The sequence below is a fragment of the Promicromonospora sp. NPDC057138 genome, assembly GCF_042670845.1.
Taxonomy (GTDB): Bacteria; Actinomycetota; Actinomycetes; order Actinomycetales; family Cellulomonadaceae; genus Promicromonospora.
In genome coordinates, this window is the sequence record NZ_JBHUUX010000035.1 from 42,535 (window position 1) to 58,609 (window position 16,075).

At 73.3% G+C, this 16,075-nt stretch carries 10 protein-coding genes; 4 read left to right on the forward strand and 6 right to left on the reverse strand.

The window, feature by feature from the left end; genetic code table 11:
- Window positions 1-169: 169 nt before the first annotated feature.
- Complete coding sequence (locus ACFT2C_RS18385; protein WP_377208514.1) at window positions 170-982, forward strand: DeoR/GlpR family DNA-binding transcription regulator; 813 nt, start codon at window positions 170-172, stop codon at window positions 980-982.
- Window positions 983-1,166: 184 nt separating this feature from the next.
- Window positions 1,167-2,939, forward strand: a complete 1,773-nt coding sequence (locus ACFT2C_RS18390; RefSeq protein ID WP_377208515.1) for an HNH endonuclease — start codon at window positions 1,167-1,169, stop codon at window positions 2,937-2,939.
- On the opposite strand, the gene ACFT2C_RS18395 is transcribed toward ACFT2C_RS18390, so the two are convergent.
- Genes ACFT2C_RS18395 through ACFT2C_RS18420 form a run of 6 tightly spaced genes read right to left on the reverse strand, consistent with a single transcriptional unit; the run spans window position 2,905 to window position 12,611 of the window.
- Window positions 2,905-3,780: a hypothetical protein gene (locus tag ACFT2C_RS18395; protein WP_377208516.1), complete on the reverse strand. Its 876-nt coding sequence runs from the start codon at window positions 3,778-3,780 to the stop codon at window positions 2,905-2,907. The two genes, ACFT2C_RS18390 and ACFT2C_RS18395, sit on opposite strands and share 35 nt — an antisense overlap.
- Before the next feature lie 10 nt (window positions 3,781-3,790).
- The gene (locus ACFT2C_RS18400; protein WP_377208517.1) at window positions 3,791-5,902 is read right to left on the reverse strand and encodes an alpha-galactosidase; all 2,112 of its coding nucleotides are present in this window, start codon (window positions 5,900-5,902) and stop codon (window positions 3,791-3,793) included.
- Window positions 5,899-6,789 (reverse strand): carbohydrate ABC transporter permease, encoded by an 891-nt coding sequence (locus ACFT2C_RS18405; protein ID WP_377208518.1) that lies wholly within the window; start codon window positions 6,787-6,789, stop codon window positions 5,899-5,901. The genes ACFT2C_RS18400 and ACFT2C_RS18405 overlap by 4 nt, the downstream gene beginning before the upstream one ends.
- Window position 6,790: 1 nt before the next feature.
- Window positions 6,791-7,756 carry a carbohydrate ABC transporter permease gene (locus ACFT2C_RS18410; RefSeq protein WP_377208519.1) on the reverse strand — a complete coding sequence of 322 codons (966 nt, stop codon included), beginning with the start codon at window positions 7,754-7,756 and terminating at the stop codon, window positions 6,791-6,793.
- Window positions 7,753-9,057 carry an ABC transporter substrate-binding protein gene (locus tag ACFT2C_RS18415; RefSeq protein WP_377208520.1) on the reverse strand — a complete coding sequence of 435 codons (1,305 nt, stop codon included), beginning with the start codon at window positions 9,055-9,057 and terminating at the stop codon, window positions 7,753-7,755. The genes ACFT2C_RS18410 and ACFT2C_RS18415 overlap by 4 nt, the downstream gene beginning before the upstream one ends.
- Window positions 9,058-9,101: 44 nt before the next feature.
- Entirely contained in the window at window positions 9,102-12,611 is a 3,510-nt protein-coding gene (locus tag ACFT2C_RS18420; RefSeq protein WP_377208521.1) for a DUF5107 domain-containing protein, read from the reverse strand.
- Window positions 12,612-12,744: 133 nt separating this feature from the next.
- Between ACFT2C_RS18420 and ACFT2C_RS18425 the strand changes: the two genes are divergently transcribed.
- Both ACFT2C_RS18425 and ACFT2C_RS18430 read left to right on the forward strand, forming a co-directional pair.
- Window positions 12,745-13,632 (forward strand): helix-turn-helix domain-containing protein, encoded by an 888-nt coding sequence (locus ACFT2C_RS18425; RefSeq protein WP_377208522.1) that lies wholly within the window; start codon window positions 12,745-12,747, stop codon window positions 13,630-13,632.
- Between the two features lie 245 nt (window positions 13,633-13,877).
- Complete coding sequence (locus ACFT2C_RS18430) at window positions 13,878-16,016, forward strand: NPCBM/NEW2 domain-containing protein (RefSeq protein WP_377208523.1); 2,139 nt, start codon at window positions 13,878-13,880, stop codon at window positions 16,014-16,016.
- The last annotated feature ends 59 nt before the right edge of the window (window positions 16,017-16,075 follow it).

Here is a 16,075-nt window from a genome sequence, read left to right on the forward strand (position 1 = left end):
TGCAACTTTTGAGACAGTAGCCCCAGCGAGCGAGGAGGTCAAGAGCCGACGTCGATCCATTATTTGGCGGGATTCTGCGGATCCGAGGCGGCCGATCCCCTGTTCTCGGACTGCCGTTTCCTGCGACCCGAGTCGCGCGGGGATGCCGTCCTATGCTAGAAATTTCCGCATGACCACCAGTGACGACGCGGGAGAACCGGCACGCCAGCTGCCCGCGGGACGGCGCGCCGCCCTCGCCGACTACGTCGGCCGGCACGGCCAGGTCACCGTCGCGCAGCTCGCCGAGCGCTTCGACGTCTCGATCGACACGGTGCGCCGCGACCTCGACCAGCTCGACGCCGAGGGGAAGCTGATCCGCACGCACGGCGGCGCGGTGAGCGCGTCGTCCGTGGCGCCGAAGGACAGCGACCTCGATGTCCGTCTGCGCATGCAGGTCGAGGAGAAGGAGGCGATCGCGCGCCGCGCGGTCGAGCTCGTCCCGGACGGGTCGGTGGTGATGCTCAACGGCGGCACCACCAACCTGGCGGTCGCCCGCAACCTGCGCGGCCACCGCGACCTGACGATCGCCACGAACAACCTCCGCGTCCCCGCCGAGGTCCCGCCGAAGGCGTACCGCGACCTCTACGTGTTCGGCGGCTCCGTGCGCTCGATCACGCAGACGACTACCGGTCCCGTCAGCTTCCAGGTCGTCGGGAACGGCGAGCAGATCGCAGTGCAGGCCGACCTCGCCCTGATCGCCGTGGGCGCCGTGTCCGTCGAGGGGTTCTCGACCAGCAACCTCGGCGACGCCGCGATGATGGCGGCCATGATGGACCACGCGAGCAAGGTCGCCGTCCTCGCCGACTCGACCAAGCTCGGACGCCGCCTGTTCGCGCAGGTCGCGGAGCTCGCCCGCGCCGACTACTTCGTCTGCGAGACGCGGCCGCCGGACGACATCGCCGCCGCGATGGAGGCCGGCGGGGTCGAGATCCTCACGCCCTGACGGAGCGGCCGGGCCAGGCCGCGATCGCTCGCCCCTGACCCGGTGCCGGCCGTTGTTACGCGGATGGCAGAAGACGTGCGGGGTCCAGCGCGAGCGACTAGAGTCGAACATATGTCCGCAGCAATGGAGTGGTTGGCGACGTTTCTGGTCAATGAATGCCCGGGTGATGTGAGGAGTGTGTCGAATGCATGCAGCGCTGTCTGACGACGGCAGAGTCGGCTCCCTCCTGGACGCGGAGACCCCAGACGACGGCGTTCCGGGCGAGCTAGTCATGCGTGACGGGCGGCTGGTGCGTCTCGTCCCCGACGACGCAGTCCCCGACGTACCTGACGACGTCATGCCGTACGACGCCATGCTCGAATGCCCGCCGGACGAAGCTGGCGCGCCGGACTGGCCACCAGACGTGGTGCCGGTGGTGTTGTGGCCGGTCGAGCTGCTGCGGCAGGCCCTGGGCAGCGCGCCGGGCACGCGGCTGGCCCAGGTCGTCACCGACGTCGTCGACGTGGACACTGGTCTGCTGGCCGACCTACCCGATGACGCGCTGGGTGACCTGTCCGTCGCGTGCGGCCGCCTGCAGTCGTGGGCAGCAGGTGTCCAGGCGCGGGTCGTAGCCGAACGCGCCCGGAGAGAAACTCACCCGCTCGCGCACAGCTCGCTGGTCGGGCAGGTCACCGCCGAGCTGGTGGTGACCGAGCCGGAGGCCGCCGAGGTCGTGGTCCGGGCCGAGTCCGGCGACCAGCACCCCGCAGTGATCGCTGCGCTGACCGCAGGGCGGATCGACGTACGCAAGGCCCACACCCTGCTGCGTTCGGCCTCGCGGCTCACGGTCGCCGAGCGCGCGGAGGCAATCGCCAGGTACCTCCCACAGGCACCGCGCCGGACGTGGCGATGGCTGCTGGCTCGGATGCTCGCCTTCGCGAAAGACCGACACGGCGCCGCCGACACCGCCCGCGCGGAGGCCACGCGTCGCACCGTGCAGCTTGACCGGGCGGAGAACGACATGGGCTGGCTGTCCGCGTACTTGCCCGCGACGGACGCCGCAGCGGTCTGGGGCGTGGTCGATGATATGGCCCACCAGCTGCGGCACGTCTCCGGTGAGGACCGTACTCTGTCCCAGCTACGTGCCGACTCCCTGACCGGCATCATCACGGGCCGTCTCCTACCCGCCGACCGGTTCAGCGCGCCTGACGAGAGCGACGATTCCGTGGACGCCGATGGCACGCACGCGGACGGTGATGCGCAGGCGCCAGTGTGCACGTGCGGCGGCCGGGCGCCCGTCCAGCAGGTGCGGATCACCCCGACCCGCCCGCTGGTGCGCGTCACTGTCCCCGCCAGTGCGCTCCTCGGCCTGGACGGCGCGCCCGGGCATCTCGCCGGGTACGGACCCATTCCCGCCGACACGGCACGCCTCATCGCCCAGGACGCGACCTGGCAACGCCTGCTGACCGACCCCGTCACCGGAACCTTGACCGACTACTCCACCACCGCCTACCGACCCGGCAAAGTGCTGCGCGCCGTGGTGGAAGCCCGAGACGGCACGTGCGCATTCCTGTGGGACTGCGACACACCCGCCGAGCGATGCGACCTCGACCACATTGCCCCCTACGACCATGAGGTCAGCGGCATGGGCATGCCTGGGCAGACCAGGGCGCAGAATCTCCATCCCCTGTGCCGCAAGCATCACCTGCTCAAGACCCACGCGGGCTGGGATGTCGTCCGCGACCCCCACACTGGCATCACGACCTGGATCACCCCCGCCGGACGGGCCTACACCCGCCCGCCCACCGTCCTGGACACCCACATCGACCTCGACGAGATCGACCCCGATTCCAGCCACGACCTGACCCTCCGGGCACAGACCGGGCAACGCCTGCCCCGCGCCTACCTGACCACCGAACCAGGCGCTGTACCCACCGCTCCGATCAGCCCTGTCGAACCCGGCCAACCGCCCTTCTGATCCGCGATGCCCTGGCCTCCAGCCACCACGCCTGCCGCCCGCTCTCGTCCAGGTGGGCCAACCTGTCGCGCCCGGCGCGGTCGAGGTTCGACTCCGCGCCCAGCAATGGTTCGACGCCGATCGAGCGGTACGGCGCGCCCTTCGGCCAGCCGACGAGGTTGCGCCACACCACGAACGACACCGGGGCCGCGTAGCCGGGCTCGACGCCCCAGCTCAGCGAGAGGCGGTCGGCGCCGTCCACGATGTCGACCCGGTCGGTTGCTACGACGGCGCAGCGGGCGGTTCCGTCGTCGGGACCCAGGATGTCGAGGGGCACTCCGTCGCCGTCGGGCCAGGTGGACGGCACCGTTCCGCCCCGCTCCGGCCACTCGACGACCAGCACGTCGGGTCGGCCGGGCACCTCCAGGCGTGCGCCCGGTCCGACGTCGAGCAGCAGGTGGACGGCGTGCAGGACGGGGGCGCCGGGCGGGCCGTCGATCGCGTAGGTCGCGCGGACGACCCCGTCGTCCGCACTGAGTCGACGGCGGAGGGAGAGGTCACGGGTCTTGACCTGCGCCGCGCCGTCGTCGTCGTCGGCAGCCCACGGCTGGGACCAGACCTCGCCGTGATCGCTCGGGCCGTTGAGCGTCGGGAAGCACTCCTCGCCTCCGCCCGCGTCGACGAACGGGTCGCCCGGTGCGACGGCGGCCCGCTCGGCATCGGCGACCCGGGGGTTGCGCCAGAGCCACTCGCGCTCGGGCGTGGCGAGCGAGGTCCAGCGCCCGCCCAGCGTTAAGTCGGTCCGGACGGTCAGCGGGCGGGTCACGCCCGCGTCCGGCCCGGTCACAAGCGGTTCAGTCACCTCCGCATCCTCACATTTTGTCGAGGATCACGACATCACAGTCCCGCCAGTTCCATCCGACCGCCAGGCCTTCGGTGGCGAGCTCCTTGCCGGTGAACGTGCCGGTGAACGTGCCCGTGAGCGCGCCGTCCCCGCCCCGCAGCCGGTAACGCCCCTCAGGGTCCAGGTCGCCGAGGCGCACCGTGAAGTCACCGCCCGCGAGGCCGTAGGCGGAGGGCCGCCGCCACGCCAGCACCACCACGGTGTCCGCGCCCGTGTACTGCACGGCGCACGCCGCATCCCCCGGCACCCCGTGCCGGCGCACCCGCCCGGTGTGCACCACGGACCGGATCGACCGGTACAGGTCGACCAAGGAAGAAGCCCGCTCCCGCGTCGCCGCGTCCCAGGCCAGCAGGTCGGCGCCGATGCCGAGCACCCCGGCCATCGCGACCACGAACCGGAACTCCAGACTCGGCGGCTCACCCGCCCGGTCGCGATCGAGCTGGTCCGGCAGGTCGGTGACCCACGAGCTCATGGTCCACGCGGGCAGCACGCCCAGGAACCCGTGCTGGATCGCCAGGCGGTCGCGCGGGCCGGTCTCGTCGCTGGGCCAGACGACGTCGGTCCGCGCGAGCACCGAGTGGTCGATCCGGCCGCCGCCGCCCGCGCACGCCTCGACCGTGACCTGCGGAAACTCGGCGCGCAGGGCGTCGAGGACCCGGTAGTAGGCCCGCGTGTGCCGCCAGGACCAGTCGTCGCCGCCCAGGATGCTCTGGCCGCCGTCGGCGATCGAGCGGTTCATGTCCCACTTGAGGTAGGTGATGTCGCCGTCGCCCAGCAGCCGGCGGAGTGTGCCCAGCACCCACTCCTCCACCTCCGGCCGGCCGAGGTTCAGCACGTACTGGTTGCGCAGGGTCTCCAGCGGGCGGCCGGCCGCCTGGTGCGCCCACTCGGGGTGCGCGCGGTACAGGTCGCTGTCGGGGCTCACGGCCTCGGGCTCGACCCACAGGCCGAACCGCATGCCGAGCTTGCGGACGCCGTCGGCGAGCGGGCCGAGGCCGCCCGGGATCCGGTTCAGGTCCACCTCCCAGTCGCCCAGCGCGGTGCGGTCGCTGGTGCGCCCGCGGAACCAGCCGTCGTCCACCACGAAGACCTCGGCGCCCACCTCCGCCGCGGCCGCCGCGAGCTCGAGCTGGTGCTCCACGCGGACGTCGAACGTGGTCGCGAACCACGAGTTGTAGACGATCGGCCGGTGCTCGGGGCCGCGCGTGCGGGCCAGCGTCGCCTGGTACGCATGCCAGGCCTGCGCCAGGTCGTCGGCGTCGCCCTCGACGCGCACCCCGGCCAGGACGGGAGTGGTCAGTTCCTCGCCCGGCTGGAGCGTGAGGATGCCCGACTCGTCGTCGGGCCCGGCGGCGATCCGGACGTGGTCGGCGAACGGGACGGCGTCCAGCGCCATCCGCCATGACCCGCTCCAGCCGAGAGCGACCCCGTGCCGCGGCCCGGGCTCGCTCGACGTCACCGACACCACGGGCGCGTACGTGTGCGACGTGATGCCCTGCCGGCTGCCGATGCTGAGCGTCCCCGCGCCGAGCTCCACCTCGAACGGCGTGAACTCGCGCGACCACGCGCCGCCGAGCAGCTCGACCGACGTCGTCCGGCCTGCCCCCACCCCGTTCGGCACGGGCACCGTGAACGCCCCGCCCCAGGCCCGGAGCAGCTCGATCGGCTGCCCCGACTCGTTGCGCAGCTCGGCCCACTTCTCGACCACGTCGTGGCCGAGGTGGGTCCGGAGGTGCAGGCGCACGGCGAGGCCCAGCACGCCGTCGGCCAGCGGGCAGACGAGGTGCGTCGCGCCGACGCCGTCCCGGCTGATCGTGACCTCGCCCGACATCCCGAGGCGCGCGCCGCGCAGGTCGTCCGCGCGCCGGACCACCAGCTCCGCGCCGTGCACGTTGCGCGTGCCGAGCGCGGTCGCCTCCAGCGGGAGCAGGTCCAGGTCGGCCTCGAAGGACGACCTCGCGGCCGCCGGCGGGCGCGCCTCGCCGCCGTCGGGCCCCCAGGCGACTGCGACCAGCCCGGCCGCGCCCGGCGCCGGGCCGACGACGTACCGGCCCGAGCGGGTCGGCAGGATCCAGGTCACTTGTTGGCCCCCACGAGAAGTCCGGACACGAACTGCTTCTGGAACATGAAGAACACGATCGCCGTCGGGACGGCCGCTATCAGAGATCCTGCCGCGACCACGTTCCACGCGCTCGCGTAGCCGCCCTGGAGGTTGAGCAGGGCCGCGGTGATCGGGAACTTCGACTCGGTGCGCAGCACGGTCATCGCCCAGATCAGGTCGTTGAAGATCCACGTGGTGGACAGCGCCGCGAGCGCCGCCAGCGCCGGCCGGGACAGGGGCAGCACGATGCGCCAGAAGATGCCGCCGGGGCCGGCGCCGTCGAGCCGTGCCGCCTCGAAGACCTCGGCGGGCAGGCTCCGCATGAAGCCGTGCAGCACGAACGTGTAGAAGCCGATGCCGAACCCGACCTGGACGACGACGAGCGCGGTGCGGGTGTCGGCGATGCCGATGGCCTCGGTGATCGCGGCGACGGGGACGAGCAGGATCTGCGGGGGCAGGAGGTTGCCCGCGAGCATGGTGAGCAGGATGGTGCGGCGGCCGGGGATGGCGAACCGGCTGAGCGCGTAGGCGGCGACGGACGACAGCGTGAGGGAGGCGAGGACCGCCCACGCGGTGACGACGACGCTGTTGCCGAGCGCCTGGAGCACGCCGCCGTCGGTGAGCGCGGTGGCGAAGCCCTCGGTGCTGAACGATGCGGGGAGGGCGCCGAGGCCGCGGCCGGCGATGTCGTCGTAGGAGCGGATGGCGACGAACAGGACGAACACGATGGGGCTGAGCCACAGGAGCGTGACCGGGATCATCGCGACGTGCAGCCACGGGGACCGGGCGGCGCGGGGCCGACGGCGCCGTCGGCTGCGGGCGTAGCCGGACGGGCCGGCCGCGACGGGTGGGGCGAGTGCTGACATGTCAGTCCTCCGTCCGGGCCTGGCGGGCGAGGTAGGTGATGATGAAGCCGATCGCCAGGGCGAAGATGACGACGGCGATGGCCGAGGCGTAGCCGAGGTTCCCCGTGGTGAACGCCTGCTGGAACATGTAGGTGCTCAGGAGCTGGGTCTCGTTGTAGGGGCCGCCGCGCGTCATGGCCCAGACGATGTCGAAGGTGCGCAGCGAGTCGATGACGGTGACGGCGAAGACGACGGTGTTCACGCCGCGCAGCTGCGGCATGACGATCCGCCAGAACCGCTGCCACGCGTTCGCGCCGTCGACGGCGGCTGCCTCCTCGAGCGTGGGGTCGGTGCCCTTGAGGCCGGCCAGGTACAGCACCATGATGTAGCCGACCTGGCGCCAGACGGCGGCGATGAGCACGGCCCAGAGGGCGACCGCGGGGTCGGCGAGCCACTGGCGTTCCATGGACTCGAGCCCGAGCAGGCCGAGGGTCGCGTTGATCGGCCCGTCGGGCGCGTACATGACGCGCCAGAACAGGCCGCTGACGGCGAGCGAGACGACCATGGGCAGGTAGATCGCGCTGCGGTACAGGCTCACCAGCGGGCCGGGCTTGTTCAGGGTGACCGCCAGGACGAGCCCGCCCACCACGGACAGGCCGCCGAACCCGAGCACCCAGATCACGTTGTTGCGCAGCGCGGTCAGGAAGATCGGGTCGGCGGCGAGGTCGCGGAAGTTCTGCAGGCCCACGGGTTCGGCCAGGCCGATCCCGTCCCAGCGGGTCAGGGCGAGCGAGAACGAGTTGGCCGCGGGCCAGAACACCCAGAACAGCTCGGCCACCAGCGGGACCAGCAGGAACACCCAGACGAGCAGCGGGACGCGCGCGAGCCCGGAGCGGCGGCGGGGCTCGTTCTGCCCGGCCCCGCCACCCGGCACCCCGCCGGCCCGCTCCCGCCGCGCCGTCGCGTCGGCAGAGGTCTGCGTGCTCACGACGCGAAGACCCCCTCGGCCGCCGTCTGCCACTCGTCGAGGATGCTCTTCATGGAGTCGGGCTCGGCGAGGAACTTGGTCAGGGCGGTGTCGGCGGTGGCCTGGAGGGCGTCGGAGGAGTCGCGGTTGAAGAACTGCGTGATCTCCTCGGTGTTGTTCAGCAGCTCGATGCCCTTCTGCACGAGCGGGCTGAGGCCGGAGGTGTCGACGTCGGGCGAGGTGGGCAGGTTCGCGGAGCCCGAGTTCTCGATGTACTGCTGTTGCGACTCGGCGGAGGCGAGGTAGGACAGCAGGTCGAGCGCGCCCTGGTGGTTGTCGCTCTTGGCTGCCGCGAAGTAGCCGTCGGTGGGCGCCTCCTCCGCGAGCGGGACCGAGTCGTTGATGACCGGGACCGAGAAGAAGTCGAGGTCGTCGCGCTGGTCCTCGGGGAAGTAGCTGGTGACGAACGCGCCGACGAGGTACATGGCGGACTTGTCCTGGGCCATGGGCGTCGCGGCGTCCTGCGCGGTGTAGGACGCCGCGTTCTTGTCGAAGTACGGGATGAGCCGCTTGTACTCCTCCATGACGGCGACGACCTCGGGGTCGTTGAACGCGTGCTCGCCGGCCAGCAGCTCCCGGTGGTACTGCGCGCCGTTGACCCGCAGGTCCAGGTAGTCGAACCAGCCCGACGCCATCCACGGCGTGGACGACAGCCCGTTCGTCATCGGGGCGATGCCCTGGCCGCTGAGGTTCTCGCACAGGGCGTGGAACTCGTCCCACGACGTCGGCGGCTCGACGCCCCACTTCTCGAACGCCGACTTCTTGTAGAACACGCTCCACCAGTAGTAGCTGGTCGGCACGAAGATCTGCTTGCCGGCGTCGTCGGTCGACAGGGCGCGCAGGGCGTCGGAGAACCCGGCGCACGCGCCGTCGCCCTCCCAGAGGGAGGACACGTCGAGCAGCAGGTCCTGCTCGGCGTAGGAGCGCGCCACGGACCCCGCGTACCAGCTCAGCACCTCGGGCGCGTCGCCCGAGCGCAGATAGTTGGTGAGCTGGGCCCGGAACTGCTCGGTCGCCACCGAGTTCAGCGTGACGTCGCCGTCATAGGCCTTGACGAGCGCCTCCAGCGCGGCCTTGGGCTCCGCGTCCTGCACCGAGTTCTGCAGGGTGACGGTGCCGGTGCTCGCACCGCCGCCACCGACGCCGCCCGACGTCGTTCCCACGCACGCGGCCAGCAGGCCCGCCGCGCCCAGTGTCATGCCGCCGGCCATCAGCTCGCGGCGGGTCAGTGCTCGATTGAAGGTCGTGGTTCGCTGGGACATCTTTGTTCCTCCTCCGTGCGCCGTCGTTGGCGCGTCTGGTGCCGTCAGATCACGGGTGCGGGTAGGTCCGCGCCCGCCCGGTCGGGTTCGGGTCCGTGCAGCAGCGCCGCGCCCCGGCGGGCCACGGCGTGGCGCAGGTCGGCCGCGTGCCGGGACGCCGCGAGCTCCGGACGGCGCAGCAACTCGGCCGCCGCGGTGTCGTCGGCCAGGAGGGCGAGCTGGGCGTCCAGGAAGAGCACGCGCCGGTCCCGCGCGCGCAGCGGGTCCTCCTCGAACAGCAGGAGGTCGGGCAGGGACGTGGCGAAGTAGTCGACGCGCGGCACCTCGGCCGCGTACCGGTCGCGGTAGGCGCGCAGCGACGCCGTCAGCTCTTCCGCGGCGGCGTGCCGGCCGGTGCGGCGCAGCGCCAGGACCGTCCAGAAGGTCTGCTCGCCGTGCTCCTGCGTGCTCATCTCGACGAAGTCGCCGCGCTGGGCGGCGGCGGTGCGCCACGCGTCGGCGGCCGTCGCGCCGTCGCCGTCGCCGTCCCCGCCCGCGGCGGCCAGCGCGTCCCCGAGCAGCAGGTGCAGGTACGCGGTGCTGGCCAGCGGATGGCGGGCCTCGCCCAGGCTGCGCGGCGGCGCGAGGGCCGCCCGCAGGTGCCCGACGGCGTCGCGCGGCCGGGCGTCGGCGAGCGCGTCCAGGGCGAGGTGGGCATGCGCGCGGTCCCAGGCGAGCAGCGCCTGCCCCTCGCCGCCCTCCCACGGGTGCAGCCGGCGCCGACCGAGGATCGTCAGGGCCTGGTCGGCCCGGCCCTCCGTGATCATCAGGTGCAGCGTCTCGACGGCGAGGTCGTCGCGGTCGAGCTCACCGCCACCCATCAGCGCGTCCAGGCGGTCGGTGGGGCTGGTCCCGGTCAGGGCGGCGAGCTGGTCGCGCTCGTACAGCAGGCGGGCGTCGCCCGGCGCGACGGCGAGCGCGCGGTCGTACGCGGCGCGCGCGGCGGCCAGGTCACGCTCGTGGTTGACGGCGGCCAGGCCGACGTTGCGCCAGGCGACCGCATCGTCCGGGTCGAGCGCCACGGCGTCCCGCCACAGCGCCAGGGCGTCGGCGCGGCGCCCGGCGGCGTAGGTCCAGTGGCCCAGCAGGGACCGGGCGCGGGCGTCGCCCGGCTCGGCGTCGGCCGCCTCGCGGAGTACCGCCGCGTCGGCGAGCCGGCCTGGGAAGCACCAGGTCGCGTCGATGGTGCGGGCCCGCGCCCGTTCGGCCGCGGCGTCCGACGGGTGCCCGGCGAGCCGCAGCACGTGCGCGCGGTGGTAGGCCAGCAGCGGGCGGGCGGCGGGCTGCCCCGCGGGCCGGTGGTCCTCGCGCGCTTCGGCCTCGGCCAGGCACGCGAGGGCGGCGTCGTGCTCTCCCACCCCGGCGAGCTCGATCGCGACGTCGAGCAGGGTCTGGGCGTCGCCGCTCGCGGGCAGGCCGTCCAGGTGCCGCAGCCAGGCGTCGAGCGGGTCGAGCGCGCGGGCCGCGGCCAGCACCTCGGCGGCGGCGGCGTGCTGCCGGAGGCGCTCGTGGCACACCACGGTCAGCGCGAGCGCCTGCAGGTGCTCCGGCTCGGTACGGCGGACGTCGGCGAGCCGCGCCAGGGCCTGCTCGTGGCGGCCGGCCCGCGCGTCGAGGCGGGCCATCCGGTAGCCGGCCCCGGCCCGCCAGGCCCGCGACCACGCGGCCTGCGCGTAGGCGTCGTAGGCTCCGGCGCCGTCGCCGAGCTCCTCGCGCACCAGGCCGAGCAGGTAGAGCGCGGTGGTGTCGCGCGGGCTGCGGTGCAGCCGGGTCAGCCGCCCGACGGCGCGCTCGAGGTGGTCGCGGGCTTGCGCCGGGTCGCCGGCGGCGTAGGCGCGCCGTGCGAGGCCGACCAGGCTGTCCGTCTGGCCCGGGTCGCGGCGCAGCGCCTCGTGCCAGTAGGGCTCGGGCGCGCGGGTCGCGTGCCGGTAGAGCTCGAGGTGCGCCGCGATCAGCGCCAGCTCCTCGACGCTGCCGACCTCCTCAGGAGCTGGCGGCTCCTGGGCGGTGTCGGGCTCCTCGCTGGTCGCGACTTCGCTGGTTGAGCTTGCCGAAACCTGGGTCTCGACAAGCTCGACCAGCGAGGGCGCGACCACCGAAGGCTCCTCCCACGTCACCAGGACCCGTCCCGCATGGGTCACCGTCACCGTGAGCGGCCCGGTTCCGGCGGGCAGGTCGTGCGCCAGCTGAGCCGGGTGCGCCGGGTCGGCGTCCGCCACCTCGGTCGCGATCACCCGGCCCTCGGCCGACAGCGTCACCTCGATCCCTGCCAAGGGACGCGGCACGACGACGCCGGTCCGCGCCGTCGTACCCGAGCGGGTCCGCAACCGCTCCAGGCGGACCGCGGCGTCCAGCGTGGCCCGGTCCACCCGCCCGACCTCGCGGAACGGGTACCAGAACTGCGAGAACACCTTGGTCTCGCCCGGCGCGAGGTAGGCGAAGTCGGGCTGGTTGTCCGTGAACACGCCGGCCATGAGCTCGACGTAGTGGGCGCCGTCGTCGGCCAGGTTCGCGTCCCAGGCGTGGCCGAACGGGGCGTTGCCCCAGGTCCACTGCTTCTTGCCCGGCGAGAGCGCGCGGTCCGCGACGTGCACGAACCCGAGCCGGGCCGCATGGTCGTACCCGCCGAAGAACTCCTCGTCGCTGCGCAGGCACATGTACGACGTCGGCACGGGGATGTTGCGGTACCAGTCGAGCCGGTCGCCGGTGAGCTCGACGCCGCCGGCCGCCGTGCGCACCTCGCCCGCCAAGGCCGGGTAGTCGACGCCGTAGTACGGCCGGTCCGCGTGGGGGAACGCGGTGATCGCGCGCCGCGCGTGGTCGGCGACGAACGTGACGTCGTGCGGGAAGAACGACTGGTAGTCGTCGCCCACCTTGGCCGCCACGTTGGCCCACCACAGGAACGACTGCGGCAGCTCGCTGCGGTTGTACAGCCGCACCGCCAGCTCCAGCACCGCGCTGCCCGGCCGCAGCCGCACGCCGTGCATGCCCTTCATCCGCGTGAACGGGTCGTGGTCGGAGCACCAGACGACGACGGCGCCGTCCGGCTCCTCCTCGATCTCGACGTCCACCGGCAGGTAGGTCGCCGGGCGGTGGTGCTGCGGCCAGTTGAGCTCGACGCCGCCCGCCACCCACGGGCCGGCCAGGCCCACCAGCGCGGGCTTGATCACCGGGTTCGTCCAGAAGAAGTCCTGGCCGCCGGCCCGCTCGCGGGCCACGTGGATGCGCCCGCCCAGCTCGGGCAGCACCACGACGCGCAGCCACTCGTTCTCCAGGTGCACGGCGCGCCAGGCCCGCTGGTGGGGCTCGTCGGCGATCTGGTGGTGGAACGGCAGCGGGTACACGCGGCCGGACGACCCCTGGTACACCCGCCGGTCCAGGTACGCCGGGAACCGGTCGGGGGGCAGAGGCTCGTAGGTGGTCAGGGTGAGCGGCGCCTCCCAGGCGGCCGCGGCACGGCCGGCCAGGTCGTCGGGCCGTGCGGGAAGGTCGAGCAGCGACTCCTCATCGAGCATGTGGCCGACGCTACGAACCCGGACCGGGTCCCGGGAAGCGACGTATCGACGCACTTGCCTGGACGATCCGACGCTTCCGCGCCGCCCAGGCCGCTGGCTGACGCGGCACGGCCGGTGACGCTACGCTCCAGGGGTGCGAATCCGCGACGGCTTCCCCGGACAGCGCCTGCGGGTGCTGCCGACGACCGTGGTCCGCGCTGCGTCGAAGCAGGGCCCCACCTCGCGCCTGCAGGTCACGGATGCGGGCTATTTCCCGCACGCCGCGAACCACGGGCGCGTGCGCAGGCACGGCGCCATCGGGACGATAGTCATCGTCTCCTCCGCGGGGCGCGGCTGGTGCCGCACGCCCGGCGGCCTGCACCGCATCGGCGCTGCTCAGGCCCTGGTCATCCCCGCCGCGGTGCCGCACGAGTACTGGGCGGACGACGACGACCCATGGACGATCTGGTGGATGCACGCCCGCGGCCCCGACACCGACGAGTTCGAGCGCGACCTGGCCGCGCACGCCGGGCCGGACGACGTGGCCGTGGTCGAGGTGCACGACCTGGTGCGCGTCGTCGCCGACCTGGAGCGCGTGGTCCAGGCACTCGAGACCGACGAGACCTACCCCAGCCTGCTGCGCTGCGCGGGCGCCGCGTGGTCGGTGCTCGCCCAGGTCGGGGCCGACGCCGCCGCCGGCAGCCCGGTCCGGGGCGAGCCGGTCCGCGCCGCGCAGGAGTACCTCCGCACGCACCTGGACGCCGTCGTCGAGGTCGCGGCGCTCGCCCGCCGGTTCGGCCTGAGCACGTCGCACTTCTCCGCCCGCTTCCGGGCCGCGACGGGCGGCGGCGTCGTCGAGTACGTCAAGCGGCTGCGGATGGCGCGCGCGTGCGAGCTGCTGATCACCACCGAGCTGCCGGTCGCCGACATCGCGCGCTCCGTCGGCTACCCCGACCCGTTCTACTTCTCGCGCCAGTTCCGCAGCGTGCACTCGTGCAGCCCGACGGACTTCCGCCGCGGCCTCCACGACCGCGAGCGCTGAGCGCCGGCCCCGGGGCGCGGGCCAACCCGGCTGATCGGCAGAACGTCAGGAGATCGGTACCTCGGAATACCGATCTCCTGACGTTCTGCCGACCGTCCGCCGCGCCGCCCCCCGACGAGCCGCCGCGTCGGATCGTCCAGGCAGGTCGTCGGGTTCTGCATTCCGTCGCGGTGCCGGCGCGCGCTTTGCTGAGCGGGTTCCTCCTTCGGCCCCGGCCGAACCGACGACGACGTCAGGAGACCTGGATGTTCACCGTACGCAGCTGGGCGGCGAGGACATGCGCCGCCCTCATCTCGACGACCTTGGTCACGACAGGCCTGGCCACCACGACCCTGGTCACGTCGGCCGCGGCGCTCCCCGCGACGGCCGACGGCGCACGCACCGCCGCGCCGAGCCCCAGCCCCAGCCCCAGCCCCAGCCCCAGCCCCAGCCCCAGCCCCACGCCCTACCAGGGCTGGAACACCTACTTCGGCCTCGGCGGCGACTTCGACGCCGCCGAGGTGCTGGGCGTGGCCGACTTCCTGGTCTCGTCCGGCCTCGCGGAGGCGGGCTACGACATCGTGTGGCTCGACGGCGGCTGGCAGGCCGACGTCCCGCGCGGCGACGACGGGATCCTGCGGGGCGACCCCGAGCGGTTCCCCGACGGCATGGCGGCGCTTGCCGACGCGATCCATGACCGCGGCCTGCGCGCCGGCATCTACACCGACGCCGGACCGTACCTCCCCGGGTCCTGCGGCCTGGGCAGCGGCGGCGGCCACTACCAGACCGACGCTGACACGTTCGCGCAGTGGGGGTACGACGCCGTCAAGGTCGACTTCCTGTGCGGCATCGCGGCGGACCTCGACCCGGAGACGGCGTTCACCGAGTTCGCCGAGGCGCTGCGGAACAACAGCTCCGGGCGGCCGATGATCTTCAACCTGTGCAACCCCGTCACGTCCCCGGACTGGGGCGACTATCCCGAGGAGCAGCAGTCGACCTGGTCCTGGACGTACGCGCCCGGCATCGCGGAGTCCTGGCGCACGTACACCGACGTCGGGTTCGTGGGCGACATCCGGTTCAAGGACGTGCTGCGCAACTTCGACGCCAATGCGCGGCACCCGGAGGTCGCCGGGCCGGGGCACTTCAGCGACCCTGACTACCTGGCCCCCGGCCTGGGCATGACGGACGAGGAGTTCCGCACCCAGCTCTCGCTGTGGACGATCTCGGCGGCTCCGCTGGTCATCGGCAGCGACCCCCGCGCCGTGAGCCAGGACGCGCTGGACATGCTGCTCGACGACGACGTCCTGGCCATCGACCAGGACCCGCTCGGCATCCAGGGCACCCGCGTCGGCGCGGCCGGCACCACCGAGACGTGGGCCAAGCCGCTGGCCGACGGTTCGGTCGCCGTCGCGCTGCTGAACCGCGGCGACCGGCCCGCCGAGGTCTCGACCACCGCGCGCGACCTGGGCCTGCGCGGGCGGTCGTTCGCCGTCCTGGACACGTGGACGGACGGCCGCACGCAGTCGGCGGGCACGATCCGCGCCGCCGTCCCGGCACACGGCGCCGCCCTGCTGCGGGTCGCGCCCACCCGGGCCGCCGGCGTCCCGCGCGTGGTCGCCGCCCCGCCGACGTTCACGGCCGTCGGGGCCGACGACGTCGCGCCGACCACCGACCTGCTGGCCGCGGCTGGCGACCGGCTGACGGCCGAGGTGACGCTGGACAATGACGGCAGCACGTCGGCGCGCCGCCCCTCGGTCGAGCTCACGGCACCTGACGGCTGGACCGTCAGCCCCGCCGGACCCGCCCCACGCGCGGTGCGCCCCGGCGAGTCGGCCACCGTCACGTTCGCCGTCGACGTGCCGCCAGGCACCGGCACGGGTGGCTACGGCGTCGCGGCGTCGGTCTCGTACGTCGGCGCCTCGGCCGGTGCTACGCCGCCGTCGCGCGTGACGATCGCGCCCGCGGCGCCCAGCGGCGCCGGCGTCGTGCTGTCGCGGCACCCGTGGGTGAGCGCGACCAGCGGCTGGCTGGAGCCGACGGTAGACCAGAGCGTGGGCGGCGGCTCGCCGCTCACGGTGGCCGGCGCCGTGCACCCGACGGGGATCGGCGTCGCCAGCCCGTCGGTCGTCCGGTACTACCTGGGCGGGGCATGCGTCCGGCTCACCGGCGGCGTCGGGATCGACGACGTCGTCGGCAACGTGGGGCCCGAGGGCGGCACGGCGACCTTCGACGTCGTCGGCGACGGCGAGACGCTCTGGTCGAGCGGCACCGTGGAGCGGGGCGCGGAGGTCCCCTTCGACGTGGACGTGACGGGCGTCCGCGACCTGTCCCTCCGCGTGGGCGACGCCGCCGACGGCGGCTACAACGACCGCACCGACTGGCTGTCCCTCACGACCACCTGCTGACCCTGTCGTTGAGTGCTGGGTATTTGTCGGCTCGAAACGTTTCGAGCCGACAAATACCC